At 61.6% G+C, this 13,710-nt stretch carries 14 protein-coding genes; 10 read left to right on the plus strand and 4 right to left on the minus strand.

The window, feature by feature from the left end:
- The first annotated feature begins 2 nt into the window (after nt 1-2).
- The 5 genes from KAK11_RS05610 (at nt 3) to adk (ending at nt 3,253) form a co-directional block, all read left to right on the plus strand.
- On the plus strand, nt 3-431 hold the full coding sequence (locus KAK11_RS05610) for an ExbD/TolR family protein (protein ID WP_210807100.1): 429 nt from the start codon (nt 3-5) through the stop codon (nt 429-431).
- 6 nt (nt 432-437) lie between these two features.
- Complete coding sequence (gene lpxK / locus KAK11_RS05615) at nt 438-1,508, plus strand: tetraacyldisaccharide 4'-kinase (protein WP_210807103.1); 1,071 nt, start codon at nt 438-440, stop codon at nt 1,506-1,508.
- Between the two features lie 2 nt (nt 1,509-1,510).
- Nucleotides 1,511-1,702 (plus strand): Trm112 family protein, encoded by a 192-nt coding sequence (locus tag KAK11_RS05620; RefSeq protein WP_210807942.1) that lies wholly within the window; start codon nt 1,511-1,513, stop codon nt 1,700-1,702.
- Nucleotides 1,699-2,460 carry a 3-deoxy-manno-octulosonate cytidylyltransferase gene (kdsB, locus tag KAK11_RS05625; protein WP_210807105.1) on the plus strand — a complete coding sequence of 254 codons (762 nt, stop codon included), beginning with the start codon at nt 1,699-1,701 and terminating at the stop codon, nt 2,458-2,460. Before KAK11_RS05620 ends, kdsB begins: the two co-directional genes overlap by 4 nt.
- Before the next feature lie 139 nt (nt 2,461-2,599).
- A complete protein-coding gene (adk, locus tag KAK11_RS05630) occupies nt 2,600-3,253 on the plus strand; it encodes an adenylate kinase (RefSeq protein ID WP_210807107.1) in 654 nt (217 codons plus the stop codon).
- A gap of 132 nt (nt 3,254-3,385) precedes the next feature.
- On the opposite strand, the gene KAK11_RS05635 is transcribed toward adk, so the two are convergent.
- The 3 genes from KAK11_RS05635 to KAK11_RS05645 all read right to left on the minus strand — a co-directional run bounded on the left by KAK11_RS05635 (nt 3,386) and on the right by KAK11_RS05645 (nt 6,709).
- Nucleotides 3,386-4,528, minus strand: a complete 1,143-nt coding sequence (locus tag KAK11_RS05635; protein WP_210807109.1) for a branched-chain amino acid ABC transporter substrate-binding protein — start codon at nt 4,526-4,528, stop codon at nt 3,386-3,388.
- A gap of 279 nt (nt 4,529-4,807) precedes the next feature.
- Nucleotides 4,808-5,233 carry a DNA polymerase III subunit chi gene (locus tag KAK11_RS05640; protein ID WP_210807111.1) on the minus strand — a complete coding sequence of 142 codons (426 nt, stop codon included), beginning with the start codon at nt 5,231-5,233 and terminating at the stop codon, nt 4,808-4,810.
- Nucleotides 5,234-5,248: 15 nt separating this feature from the next.
- On the minus strand, nt 5,249-6,709 hold the full coding sequence (locus KAK11_RS05645) for a leucyl aminopeptidase (protein ID WP_210807113.1): 1,461 nt from the start codon (nt 6,707-6,709) through the stop codon (nt 5,249-5,251).
- A gap of 30 nt (nt 6,710-6,739) precedes the next feature.
- On the opposite strand from KAK11_RS05645, the gene lptF reads away from it, so the two are divergent.
- From lptF to KAK11_RS05670, 5 genes are read left to right on the plus strand one after another with little or no spacing between them, the layout of a single operon-like run.
- Complete coding sequence (gene lptF, locus KAK11_RS05650) at nt 6,740-7,837, plus strand: LPS export ABC transporter permease LptF (RefSeq protein ID WP_210807115.1); 1,098 nt, start codon at nt 6,740-6,742, stop codon at nt 7,835-7,837.
- Entirely contained in the window at nt 7,834-8,997 is a 1,164-nt protein-coding gene (gene lptG, locus KAK11_RS05655; protein WP_210807117.1) for an LPS export ABC transporter permease LptG, read from the plus strand. Before lptF ends, lptG begins: the two co-directional genes overlap by 4 nt.
- A gap of 7 nt (nt 8,998-9,004) precedes the next feature.
- Nucleotides 9,005-9,394 (plus strand): sirohydrochlorin chelatase, encoded by a 390-nt coding sequence (locus tag KAK11_RS05660; RefSeq protein WP_210807119.1) that lies wholly within the window; start codon nt 9,005-9,007, stop codon nt 9,392-9,394.
- Entirely contained in the window at nt 9,391-10,335 is a 945-nt protein-coding gene (locus tag KAK11_RS05665; protein ID WP_210807121.1) for a CysB family HTH-type transcriptional regulator, read from the plus strand. The genes KAK11_RS05660 and KAK11_RS05665 overlap by 4 nt, the downstream gene beginning before the upstream one ends.
- Before the next feature lie 29 nt (nt 10,336-10,364).
- Nucleotides 10,365-11,525: a pyridoxal phosphate-dependent aminotransferase gene (locus KAK11_RS05670; RefSeq protein WP_210807123.1), complete on the plus strand. Its 1,161-nt coding sequence runs from the start codon at nt 10,365-10,367 to the stop codon at nt 11,523-11,525.
- 56 nt (nt 11,526-11,581) lie between these two features.
- Here KAK11_RS05670 and KAK11_RS05675 read toward each other — a convergent pair whose 3' ends face one another.
- A complete protein-coding gene (locus KAK11_RS05675) occupies nt 11,582-13,558 on the minus strand; it encodes a type IV pilus assembly protein FimV (RefSeq protein ID WP_210807125.1) in 1,977 nt (658 codons plus the stop codon).
- Between the last annotated feature and the right edge of the window lie 152 nt (nt 13,559-13,710).

The following is a 13,710-nucleotide window of genomic DNA, read 5'->3' on the forward strand; positions in this document are numbered from 1 at the left end:
CCATGAAGTTTCGACAGTCCTCTGAAGATGAACCCGAGATCAATCTGATCCCGTTCATCGACGTGCTGCTGGTCATCTTGATCTTTCTGATGCTCTCGACCACGTATTCACGTTTCACAGAGCTGCAAGTCACGCTGCCCGTGGCCAATGCCGATGCCACGCGCGAGCGCCCGGCGGAGATCATCGTCTCGGTCGCGGCGGACGGCCGCGCGTCGATCGATAAGCAGGCCGTCGAGGGTCGGAGTGTGGAGATCTTGGCACTTGCACTGCGCCAAGCTGCCAGTGAGCGCAAAGACCCTGTGGTGATCATCAGTGCGGATGCCAATGCTGCCCACCAATCCGTGGTCAATGTCTTGGATGCTGCCCGCCGTGTCGGCTTAGCGCGCATCACCTTCGCCGCTCAAGTGGGCCAAGGTAGCTCAGCGCCCTGAGCTCTCATGGCGCCGCCACACATGCAGCCCGACAGCGTGGCGAGGCGCCTGGAGCGCAGTTGGTGGCAGGCGCGGCCTGGGGTGTGGCAATGGTGCTTGAGCCCCTTGGCCCTGCTCTACAGTGGGCTGATGTCCCTCCGACGCCGAGGCTATCGCTGCGGGATGTGGCGCCAGGTTCGCTTGCCCATTCCCGTGGTGGTCGTGGGAAATTACATCGTGGGCGGAGCGGGCAAAACGCCGACCACGATGGCTCTGGTCCGCAGCCTTCAAGCCATGGGCTGGACGCCCGGCGTGGTCTCCCGCGGCTATGGGCGTGATGGCGACCATGTCGCGATGATCACCCCCAGCAGCACACCCGATGCAGTGGGCGACGAGCCCTTGTTGATTTTTCGCCAAACCGGTGTGCCGGTGGCCGTGGGCCGCCGCCGAGCGCAGGCCGCCGCAGAGCTAATGGCACGCCACCCAGACATCAACCTCATCGTCGCCGATGACGGCCTGCAGCACCTGAGTTTGGCCCGAGATGGGCAGATCGTGGTGTTCGACCAACGCGGCGCAGGCAACGGCTGGACCTTGCCTGCGGGCCCTCTCCGAGAGCGCATGCCAGTGCGTCTGCCCGCGCATACCTGGGTGGTGTACAACGCCCCGGCCCCGAGCACTGCGCTGCCCGGCGGACTGGCCGAACGCCGTCTCGCTGGCGCTGTTGGCTTGGAAGCCTGGCGTGCCGGACAGGCTTTTTCACTTGAAACGCTCGACATGCTGAAACAGCGTTCTCAAGCCTCGCCGGCTCTGGCGGCCGCGGGCCTGGCTGAGCCTGAACGATTCTTCAGCATGTTGACTGCCGCAGGATTTCAACTCGAGCGCATGCCGCTGCCCGATCACGCACCAATGCTCACCCGCCCCTGGCCCTCAGACGCGGCGCTGGTGCTGGTGACAGAGAAGGATGCGGTCAAGCTGAAGCCGGACCCCGCGCTGGATGCCAAGATCTGGGTGGTCGGGCTAGACTTCGCCTTGCCCCCGGCCGTGACGCAGGCCTTGAACGCGCACCTGCGCACTCTTTACCCCCACATCGCACCATGACTTTGGACACCCGCCTGCTTGGCATTTTGGTCTGCCCTCTTTGCAAAGGCCCTCTCACGCTGCAGCGCGATCAAGACGGCCGACCGCATGAATTGATTTGCCCTGCCGACCGCCTGGGCTTCCCGGTGCGCGACGGCATCCCGGTCATGCTCGAAGGCGAAGCGCGGCAACTCCCCGCTGAGGAAGAGCTGTGAGCTTTACCGTCCTGATCCCTGCGCGCATGGCCTCCAGCCGATTGCCGGACAAGCCTTTGGCCGACATCGGCGGTCTGCCCATGGTGGTGCGTGTGGCGCAGCGGGTCGCCAAGGTGGGTGCGGACCAAGTCGTCGTGGCCACCGACCACACCCGCATTGCAGACGCCTGCCGAGAGCATGGCGTCCCGGCATTGATGACCCGTGCAGACCACCTCAGCGGCAGCGATCGCCTCGCGGAGGCCTGTCACGCTTTGAACCTGGGCGACCAAGACATTGTGGTCAATGTGCAAGGGGATGAGCCTCTGATCGACCCTGCGCTGGTGCGAGCCTGCGCAGACCTGCTGCTGCAGCGCCCAGATTGTGCGGTGGCGACAGCGGCTCACCCCATCGGCTCGGCAGAGGAATTGAACAACCCCAATGTCGTCAAAGTGGTGTTGGACGCGCAGCAACGCGCGCTTTACTTCAGCCGTGCGGCCATACCCTGGTGGCGCGATGGCAGTCAGGCCGGTGTCGCACAGTTGCCCCCCCAACACGCCGCCCTGCGCCACATTGGCCTCTATGCCTACCGTGTGGGTACCCTCAAGCGTTTCCCCACATGGCCTGCTGCACCGTTAGAGCTGACGGAAAGCTTGGAGCAACTGCGCTTTATGTGGCAGGGGGAGCGCGTCGCGGTGCATGTGACAGACACGGCACCGGCCGCGGGTGTCGACACCCCCGAAGACCTGGCACGCGTTCGCGCCGTATTTGCGGCCGCATGATGCACATCGGCGTCAGCTTGGCGCAGGCCTGCCCATGCTATGCTGAGCCTATCGCCCTTTGGCATGTCTGTGCACAGAGGTAGCCATCTGGGCGGGCTGCTCAAGCGGCTGGCAAGAATTTATATCTACGAGGCAAACCATGCGTCTGATTCTGTTGGGTGCCCCCGGCGCCGGCAAAGGTACCCAAGCGAACTTCATCTGCCAAAAATACGGCATCCCTCAAATCTCCACGGGTGACATGCTCCGTGCGGCCGTCAAGGCTGGCACCGAAATGGGTCTGGCCGCGAAGAAGATCATGGATGCGGGCGGCCTGGTGAGCGATGACATCATCATCGGTTTGGTCAAGGAGCGCATCGCTCAGGCTGACTGCGCCAATGGCTTCTTGTTTGATGGCTTTCCACGCACGATCCCCCAAGCCGACGCGATGAAGGCGGCTGGCGTGAAGCTGGACTTGGTGTTGGAAATCGATGTGCCGAATGAGGCCATCATTGAGCGCATGAGCGGTCGCCGCGTGCATGTGGCCTCAGGCCGCACCTACCACGTCAAATTCAATCCGCCCAAGGTGGAAGGCAAAGACGATGTGACTGGCGAAGCGCTGATCCAGCGTGATGATGACCAAGAATCCACCGTGCGCAAGCGCTTGGATGTCTATCAAGCTCAGACCCGCCCGCTGGTGGACTACTACAGCACCTGGGCCGCCACAGGTGATGCGCAAGCCCCTCGTTATCGCAAGATCCTGGGCTTGGGCACCGTCGAAGAAATCACCGCTCGCGCGCTCGACGCCCTGGGCTGAGTCACGACCGCCCACGGCTCAACAAGGCGCTCCGGCGCCTTTTTTCATGGTCCTGCGGCCCATCTCTGCGTGAAGCGCCCATGAAAAAAGCCACCCGAAGGTGGCTTTGGCTGCAGATGCAGTGGCGCTGGATCAGCGAACCACAGCGATCTGCTCGCGCTTGTCACCCTTGTAGGTGAACATGGTCAGCGCGCCGTTCTTGATGTCACCCTTTTCGTCAAAGGTGATGTTGCCCGTCACACCCTTGTAGTCGGTGGTCTTGGCCAACACAGGCAGGTACTTGGCGGGATCAGCAGAACCTGCCTTGACCATGGCAGCCACCAACACATTGGTAGCGTCATAGACGTACGGTGCATAGATCTGCACATCGGCGTTGAACTTCTTCTTGAAGTCAGCCTTGAACTTCTCCATGCCAGCCTTCTGAGCGCCTTCGACGCCACCGGCCTCAGCACACACCACCTGACCGTCGGCCATGGCGCCTGCAGCCAGCTTAGGCAACTCGCCCGAGCAGATGCCGTCGCCGCCCATGAACTTGGCATTGATGCCGAGCTGCTTCATTTGGCGAATCATCGGGCCGGCCACAGCGTCCATGCCGCCGTAGAACACGACGTCAGGCTTGGTGGCCTTGATGGAGGTCAGGATCGCGGTGAAGTCCGTGGCCTTGTCGTTGGTGAATTCGCGCTTGGCGATCTTGCCACCCTTGGACTTGACACCCTTTTCGAACTCATCCGCCACGCCTTGGCCATAAGCGGTGCGGTCGTCGATGACGGCAATGGTCTTGCCCTTCAATTGCTCGACGGCGTAACGGCCCAGGGTACCGCCCAGATGCACGTCGTCAGCCACCACACGGAAAGTGGTCTTGTAGCCTTGACGGGTGAACTTGGGGTTGGTGGCCGAGGGCGACACCTGGGGGATGCCCGCGTCGCTATAGACCTTGGAAGCGGGGATGGAGGTACCCGAGTTCAGGTGGCCCACCACACCAGCGACCTTGGAGTCGACCAGCTTTTGAGCCGCTGCGGTGCCTTGCTTAGGATCACCTGCATCATCTTCAGCCAGCAATTCGAACTTGGCCTTCTTGCCACCGATCATCACGCCCTTGGCGTTCAGTTCGTCAATGGCCATACGGGCGCCGTTCTCATTGTCCTTACCCAAGTGGGCAATGCCACCGCTGGTAGGACCAACGTGACCGATCTTGACCACCAACTCCTGAGCCTGGAGCGAGCCGGCCAACAGGGCCGCTGCGGCAGCGACGATCACATTCAATTTGACTTGCATAGGTTCGAACCTCCAAAAGGGGTAAGTTGAGACGTAATGTCCAAACAGTCGGTTGTACTCAACGGGCGAGACGATACTCCAAAACAAGCCACTTCCCCGCAAAGTAAATGCCTCTTGGGATTGGGGCTTGCCCCAATGAAATGCACCGTCTGCCTGCCGCTGAGCGCATCAGCACAATTCGGGCCAAGCGTCAGAGAACGCTGCCTGAGTCAAGCTCGAAGAACTTGCCTCAGCAGTCCAGCCCCAACGCGCGCCGTCCGGTTTCGGATGACCCTTCGGTCAAGAACGAGGGTGATGAAGCACTTCCCAGCCGTGCGCTGCGTACTGACGCCAACGCGCACGTCCCGCCTGAGCCTCTTCGGGGTCTTGGCCCACCAATTCAGCCACGCGGTCGAAGCCCAGCAAGAACTCGGGGTCAGCGCCCAAGTTGACCGCACTGGTCCAAGACAGGCGTGGCTCGGGCGCATCCAGCAACCAAATGCGGGTGCGTTGCCCCCCAACAGGGAGTTCCGCACCCGGCCGGTGCCTGATGTGGGGCGTGAACTCCCCCACCGGCTCTTCCCAGAGCCGCTGATCCAGGCGGTTCAGCAGGGGTGCAGGCCCAAACACAGCGAGAGTGTCTCCCTCTTGCACCTTCTTGCGAAGAAGCCGAGCGGCATACGTCAAAACGTCCGGGATGCCGGTGATGAAGACCACACTCGCCATATTGACGGCCTAGGCTCAGCCCTTGTAGCCGGCGCGGGCCAGCACAAAGTGAGTCAGCAAGCCGACGGGGCGACCGGTCGCACCCTTTTGGGCGCCGCCCTTCCAGGCCACGCCGGCAATGTCCAGGTGGGCCCAGGCGTACTTGCGCGTGAATCGCTGCAGGAACTTGGCCGCCGTGATGGAGCCCCCCGCCCGGCCCGCAATATTGGCCATGTCTGCAAAGTTGCTCTTCAGGCCTTCGTCGTACTCTTCGTCCAAGGGCATGCGCCAGCACGGATCTTGGGCCGTCCGCGAGGCCGCCAGGAGGTCTTCGCCCAACTGGTCGTCAGAGGCGTAGAGTCCCGCATGGTGAGCACCCAGTGCGATCACGCAGGCGCCAGTCAAGGTCGCCACGTCCACCACCGCAGCAGGCTTGTAACGCTCAGCATAGGTCAGTGCGTCGCACAGGATCAGGCGGCCTTCGGCGTCGGTGTTCAGGATCTCAATGGTCTGACCCGACAAGCTGGTGACGACATCACCGGGCTTGGTCGCGCGGCCACTGGGCATGTTTTCGCACGCAGGGATCAGCGCCACGACATTGATCTTGGGCTTGAGCTCACCAATCGCGCGCATCGTGCCCAGGACGGATGCGGCACCGCCCATGTCGTACTTCATCTCGTCCATCTCGGCACCGGGCTTCAGTGAGATGCCCCCGGTGTCGAAGGTGATGCCCTTGCCGACCAACACAATCGGCGCTGCTTTGGCGGCCGCGCCCGTGTATTCCATGATGATGAAGCGCAGAGGCTCATCCGAGCCTTGTGCCACCGACAAGAAGGAGCCCATGCCGATTTTCTCGACGGCCTTGCGGTCCAGCACCTTCACGGTCATGCCGTGTTCCTTGCCAATGCGCTTAGCTTCTTCGCCCAGATAGGTCGGCGTGCAGAAGTTACCGGGACGGTTGGCCGTTTCCTTCGCCAAGGACACACCGGCAGCGATGGCTTGGCCGCGCGTCAAGCCGGACTTGGCGGCGGCCAAGTCATTCTTGCCGGCCACCAAAGACACCTTGGCCGGCAGTTGGGGCGCCTCCGCACTGGGCTTGGTGTGGCTGTAGTGATAGGCCGCCTGCTCCATCGCCAGCACGACGCTTTCTGCATGGCCACTTTCCACCACGCCGCCCAAACAGACGGCCAAGTGCTTGACTGCCCGCCCTTTCAGCGCCGCGACACCCTGCCCAATGGCAGCTTTCACCGACTTGGCGCTGCCATCGCGCGCACCAACCAGCACAATGCGTTGGGCCTTCACGCCCGACAATCCATGAAGATAGAGCGTTCGACCCGCCTTGCGCTCGAAATCCCCCTGTTTAAGGGCCGATTGCAGGGCCTGATCAATCACCTTGTCGCCCACTTCACCGCCATCGGCGGGTAGCACGATGAGTAAAGTGTCTGCAGAAAGGGCACTGAGGCCCTCGGCCGGCGTCACCAAAGCTTGGAAGTTCATAATCCGACTCGGAATGAAAATGAATTTTTGATGTTATTCGATTCGAGTGTCCGCAGAGAGATAGCCCGCACATTTGGCGCCACATTGGTGGTGATCCTCACCATCGTGCTGACGATGATGCTGATCCGCACCTTGGGGGAAGCAGCGCGTGGCTCCGTCGCGCCCAAAGATGTCGTCCTGGCCTTGGGCTTCTTGGCGGTCGGGCAATTGCCCACCATGCTGACGCTGTCCATTTTTGTGGCCATTGTGGTGACCTTGGGCCGCATGTATCGCGACAGCGAAATGGCCATCTGGTTTTCCAGCGGTATCCCTTTGTCGCGATTCGCTCGCCCGGTGCTGCGTGCGGGATGGCCGGTCATCGCAGCCACCTTGCTGCTGGTGTCCGTCATCTGGCCCTGGGCCAACGCCCAGATTGCTGAGATGAAAACCCGCTATCAACAGAGGTCCGACTTGCTGCGGGTTTCTCCAGGCTCGTTTCAATCCTCTGCTGATGGCAATCGCGTTTTCTTTGTCGAGCGAGCCGGTGACGTGGGCGGGGCTCAGCACGTGTTCTTGCTGGACAAGCAAGAGGCGCGGGAAGCGGTGACCACGGCACGTTCGGGACGGCTCATCAGCGAGCAAGGCGAGCGCCGCCTCATCCTGGAAACCGGCCAGCGCAACGAACAGAACACCGCCAGTCAGACCTTCTCCCGCATGACTTTCGAGCGATTCGCCATGACGGTGGACCTCGACAGCGCCGCCACACTGGACAAACCGCCCCCCAAAGCCACACCCACGCTCGATCTCCTTCGCCAGCCCAGCGCAGCGAACCAGGGCGAATTGACATGGCGCCTGGGCTTGGTCTTGGCTGCGGCAAATCTGCTGCTACTGGGCATTGCCACTGCTGCCACCAATCCCCGGCGGGCCAGCAACTGGAACCTGATGTTCGCCTTGCTGGGCTTCGTGGTGTATTACAACTTGGTCAATCTGAGCCAGGCCTGGGTGGCCTCACAACGCCTGTCCATGGGCGCAGCGCTGGTGGCGGTGCATGGCCCGGCGCTGCTGTTGGCCGTTTTGTTGATCGTCTGGCGTGACCGTGGATCGGTGCAAACCTGGCGGGACTGGCTGAGCCCAAGGAGAGCGGCATGAGGACGGTACGCCGCTTGATCTGGCGCGACGTCCTCTGGTCGGTGATGTTTGTGTCTGTGGCCTTTTTGTCGCTGTTTTTCTTCACCGATTTTTTGGGTGAGTTGGAGGACGTCAGCAAGCGCGGCTACCCCATTTGGGCCGCCGTCGCAGGCGCCTTGCTGAAACAGCCCGTGCGCTTTTATGAGCTGTTCCCCATCACCGTCTTGATCGGCACCATCTACGCCATGGCGCGGCTCGCGGAGTCGTCCGAGTTCACCATTTTGAGAACCGGTGGTTTAGGGCCTTGGAGAGCTTTGTCCCTGTTGCTGAGCTTGGGCTTGATCATGGCGGCCCTCACGTTTGTGATCGGTGAGTATGTCGCGCCTTATGGCGATCGCCAGGCCAGTGCGCTGAAGGCCAGGTTGCGTGGCGCGAATGACTTGGGCGGTGCGGGCGCGTGGCTGAAGGAACACCGCCCCGCCATGAGCGCGCCGGCAGGTGCTGGGTCAAGCCCTACAGGTCAAGGTCTCGCAGCGCTCGGTGAGCGCAATGTGTCCATCAATGTGCGTGGCACCGACGGCGCTGGCAAACTGAGCCAGATCCGCATCTTTGAACACGACGAGCGAGGCCATTTGTTGCGTCGTATCGAGGCACCCACGGCCTTGGTGAAACCCACGGCCGACGGGTCCGTTTGGCACCTGACAGCGGCGGTGGTCTCCGATTGGCCTGCCGATGCCAGCATGGCCTTGCAGCAACGCAAGGTGCTCGAATTGGCGTGGCACACCAGCCTGGATGAACGCTTGGTCTCAGCGGCCGTCTCACCCATTGACAGCATGTCGACACCCGAGTTGTGGCGCTACACCCAGCACCTGAACGAGCAAGAGCAGACGGCGCAACGCTATGAGCTGCAGTTCTGGAAACGGGTGCTCTACCCCTTTGCGTGCATTGTGATGCTGGCCTTGGCCCTGCCCTTTGCCTACTTGCATGCCCGCTCTGGTGGCATCAGCCTCAAGGTGTTTGGCGGCATCATGCTGGGCATCAGCTTTGTGCTGCTGAACAATGTCGTGGGCCACCTCAGCTTGCTGCGAGATTGGACGCCTTGGCTGGCGGCCTTGGCCCCCAGCCTGCTTTATCTGGCTCTGTCCATGGCCGCGTTTGTGTGGCTGGTTCGTTACCGCTGAGATCCTCATGCAAGGCATTATTCTGTTCGCGCATGGCGCACGCTTGTCGCAGTGGGCCGAGCCCTTTGAGAGGGTGGCACAGAGCGTGCGCGCCGCACGTCCTGATGTGGTAGTCGAACTCGCGTTTTTGGAGTTCATGAGCCCTGACTTGGCGCAATGTGGCCAAGGGCTGGTTGAGCAAGGCTGCCAGCGCGTCGATGTGCTGCCTTTGTTCTTGGGCGCAGGCGGCCATGTACGCAAAGACCTGCCGGAGCGCGTGGAGGAATTGGCCACCCGCTTTCCTGAGGTGGTCTGGACTTTGCGGGCAGCTGCTGGCGAGTCCGACCTTGTGGTTCAAGCGTTGGCGCAGCTTGCGCTGCAGATCGTTTCCAGCCCACAAGGAGATCTGGCCGCATGAACCTGCATCAGTTTCGATTCGTCCAAGAGGCCGTCCGACGGAACCTGAACCTGACCGAAACCGCCAAAGCGTTGTTCACGTCGCAGCCCGGCATCTCCAAAGCCATCTTGGAGCTTGAGGAAGAACTGGGCATCGACATCTTTGTCCGCCATGGCAAGCGCTTAACCAGGGTGACGGAGCCCGGGCAAGACGTGCTGCGATCCGTGGACGTGATCATGCGGGAGATCGCCAATCTCAAGCGCATCGGTGAGGAGTTCTCCAAGCAAGACAGCGGTCGGCTCAGCATCGCAGCGACCCACACGCAGGCGCGCTATGTGTTGCCCGAGCCCATCACGCAACTGCGCAAGCGCTTCCCGAAGGTGCAGGTCAGCCTGCATCAAGGCACGCCTGAGCAAGTAGCGCGCATGCTCTTGGACGACACCGCGGACATCGGCTTGGCCACGGAGTCTCTGGCCGACTTCGAGGACCTTGTCACCCTGCCCTGCTATGAATGGCAGCATGTGGTGGTGCTGCCCTTGGAGCACCCGCTTGCAGCGGTAGAACGACTGAGCCTCGAGCAACTCGCGGCTGAGCCGCTCATCTCCTATCACCCGTCGTTCACCGGCCGGAGTCGCATCGATCAAGCTTTTGCGCAGCGCAGACTCTCCACCAACATCGCCTTGGAAGCTATCGACTCCGATGTGATCAAGACTTACGTGCGGGCGGGTTTGGGCGTGGGCATCGTGGCCGAAATGTCCATGCGACACGAACCCGCGGGCGGGGACTTGATCAGCAAACCGGCCGGTCATTTGTTTGGCAGCAATACCTCGCGAGTGGCGTTTCGCAAGGGCGCCTATTTGCGCAGCTATGTCCTGACCTTGGCCGAATTGATCTCCGATCGCCTCAGCCGCAGCCTGATCGAGCGCGCGATGCTCGGCCATGGCGATGATTACTCGCTCTGATGTCTGGCTCCACCCTCGCTCTTGCACCCATGACCGCACCATCCGCACCCCAATCACGTTTGCCGCATGTGGGCACCACCATCTTCAGCGTGATGTCGGCCTTGGCATTTCAGCACAAAGCCGTGAACTTGGGACAAGGGTTTCCTGACTTTGCGTGCGAACCCGCCTTGATCGACGCGGTCCATGAGGCCATGCGTGCTGGACACAACCAATATCCGCCCATGCAAGGCGTGCCGCTGCTGCGTCAACGCATTGCTGAAAAGCTGGCCCGCCAACACGGAAGATCGGCCGACCCCGACACCGAGATCACCATCACCGCGGGCGCCACCCAAGCGATCCTGACGGCCCTGCTGGCGCTGGTTCATCCTGGAGATGAAGTCATCGTACTGGAGCCTTGCTACGACAGCTATGGCCCAGCCATCGAATTGGCGGGCGGCAAGATCGTCCGCGTCGGGCTAGACCCTTTGACCTTCCGCCCTGACTTTGATCGCTTGCGAGCCGCGCTGACGGCCAAGACCCGAGTGGTCATCGTTAACTCTCCGCACAACCCAACGGGTGTGGTTTGGGAGTCGGCCGAGTGGAATGCGCTGGCGGAATGCCTGCGCGGCAGCGCTGCCTGGGTGATCTCAGACGAGGTGTACGAGCACATGGTGTTTGACGACCGAGCTCACAGTGGCGTTTGGCGGCACCCTGAGCTCGCACCGAAGAGCTTGATGATTTCAAGCTTTGGCAAGACCTACCATGTCACGGGCTGGAAGGTCGGCTACGTGGTGGCCCCTGCGGCCCTCACGGCCGAGTTTCGCAAGGTCCATCAGTTCAACGTGTTCACTGTGAACACGCCCATGCAATATGGCTTGGCGGCCTTCATGGCTGAGCCTCATCATCACGAGAGCCTGTCAGCCTTCTACCAGGCCAAACGTGATCATTTCTGCGCGGGCTTGGCCCAAACACCGCTGCGACTGCTGCCCTGCGAAGGCACTTATTTTGTGTGTGCGGAGTACGACGCGATCAGCCGATCCTCTGACGCTGAGTTTTGCCGCTGGCTGACCACTGAGGTCGGCGTGGCAGCCATTCCACTGTCTGCGTTCTATGCCGAACCGCCAACGCAACAACGGATTCGGTTTTGCTTTGCCAAACAGACCGCCACACTCGACAACGCACTGCAGCGCCTGAAAACCCTGCGCCCATGAAAAAGGCACGACCGGGGTCGTGCCTTCCAGGAGTCAGCGTCTGCTGGACTGAACCGTCAAGGACGCTCGATCGATAAGCGCCCCGCTCCGGTATTCGGAGCGTCGGTCAACTGAGCACCATCCCGGGCCGCCGGGAACTCAAAAGACGTGAGCTGAAAGCCGCCCGGCGAGGCCGCATCATCCAACTCAACCGGGCCTGAGACGACCGCATCGCCAAGCGGCAGCAAAACATCGACCTCAGGTGCGGCATTGCCCCCACCTTGCTGCCACAAATCGCGCGCCAGCGAGTAGAGCAGCAGCACATCTTTGTAGGCAGGCAAGTCGAACATGTCTTGCGCATCATCTTTGCGGAAGAGCATCGCTTCCAAGACTGCCATGGCATCAAGGGGCGAAGCCCACACAGCCTGCAGGTGGATCACTGCGTCACCGTAGTCCTCCAATGCACGGCCTTGCAAGGGTCCGGCTTCCCAATCAGGCGCATAGACATTAAAGCGGCGGTTGAATCGGGCGCGAATGCGCTCGTAGGCGTTGGGGTCGCCCTGGCGCTTGTAGATCTCCAGCAGCTTGGTGTAGGGCAAGGGGCTCAATCCCCCCGTACCACGCAAATGCGTCATCAAGAGGTCGACCGCGGCGTCTTCCTGACCCAGCGCGATGAAGAAGTCGGCTTGCTGCTCCAAATCGAGCAGCTCTTCAACAGACACTTCACGGGGCACGGCCGCAGCACCATCCACGAAGGACCCGCTAGAAGAGGCCGTTGCGAAGGACGGTGCTTGAGCGACTGTTCGCTCCATGGCCGACTCATCAGACGCTGGCGGCTCCCACACCGAGGCATCGCCCGATTTGGTCGCGCTGTGCCGCTGCTCCGCCGAGGACGCAAAGTCATCGTGGCCAGATATTCTGGGCTCCGGCACAGGCCCACGGCTGTCTTGAGCTTGCCCAGACGCCCACCACTGAACACCGGACCCAGCCTCTTTGCTCTGCCCCTGCTTGCGCATGCGCATGGCGAGCCAAAGCGCCACCCCGCCAACCAGCAGCAGCAGGCCAGCCAACCACGGCAACAGACGGCTTTGGGACTCGGCTTCGGCCAAACGCGAACGCAAACTGTTAGATGCATCGACGGAGGCTTGTCGCTCTCGCTTGAGGTCCGCCAGTGTCTTTTCGAGTGTCTGCAAACGTCGCAGATCATCACCCATCGCATCGCCCAGCATGGCACCCGATGCGGCGGACATCACTTCGCCACCCGGTGCGCGCATCAGCGGCTCTTCAATGTCCATGCGCAAACGCGGGCCCGAACCCACATCCAGCAGCAAACGCGCCATTTGCGCATCACTGGGCGCAGCCACAGCCGCCCGCGCGACGGGCGGCACCGCAGCAGGCTGCGGCGGGTTTCCGGCCAGGGTGATTTCGGCAGCCGGGGCGCCCGATTTGGTCTTGGTGGCCTTCTTGGCCCGTGCTTCTTGGCGGCGCTCAGAGCGACTCGGCTTGGCCGCTTCGGCCGTGCTGACAGACGCATCACTTCTGGCTGGGCGATCCACGACGCTGCGCGCGCGCTTGGGTGCACGCGGGACGGGCGCCAGGTCGTTACTGGAAACACCAGACGCCATCATCACCGGAGCGGTGATGCCCATATTGGCCGGGATACTGCGAGGAGAAACTGAGGGCGGATCAGCCAGCGCGGTAAACCTGCGCATGAAGCGACGCTCACAGCCTACGCTCACGGCCAATTCAATCACGGGCTCTTCAATCGGGGAGGTCGTCGAGATGCGTGCAATCCAATCCAGGTCAGAACTCCCCTGGACCAGGGCGACTTTGACTTGACTGGCTGGCAGCGTGTTTTCGCCGGCAATGACATCGGCCGACAAACATTGCGCAGTCAGTACTTCACCCGGCTCAGTCCGCAAGGGAATCAGCACATTCAGAGGCTGCCCCAGCACTGCTGACGGTGTGGTTCTGCCAAAACCCACGGCCTGTGCACCAAAAGCGGTACAGACCAGTGTGCAGCAAATAACTTGCTCGATTGCTCGTTTAGACATCCCGTGAGGCGTAGTTTGACCTAATTAATACGGTTCACTCTATCACGAATGTTTACATGATGATCCCTGTATGTAGGGGGAAAACGGCCCTGATGTAAAAATCAAGGGCGAGCTGCGATGATCTCGCCAGAATGGGAATTTGCAGGTGAAGG

This window comes from Ideonella paludis, assembly GCF_018069865.1.
Classification (GTDB): Bacteria; Pseudomonadota; Gammaproteobacteria; order Burkholderiales; family Burkholderiaceae_C; genus Ideonella; species Ideonella paludis.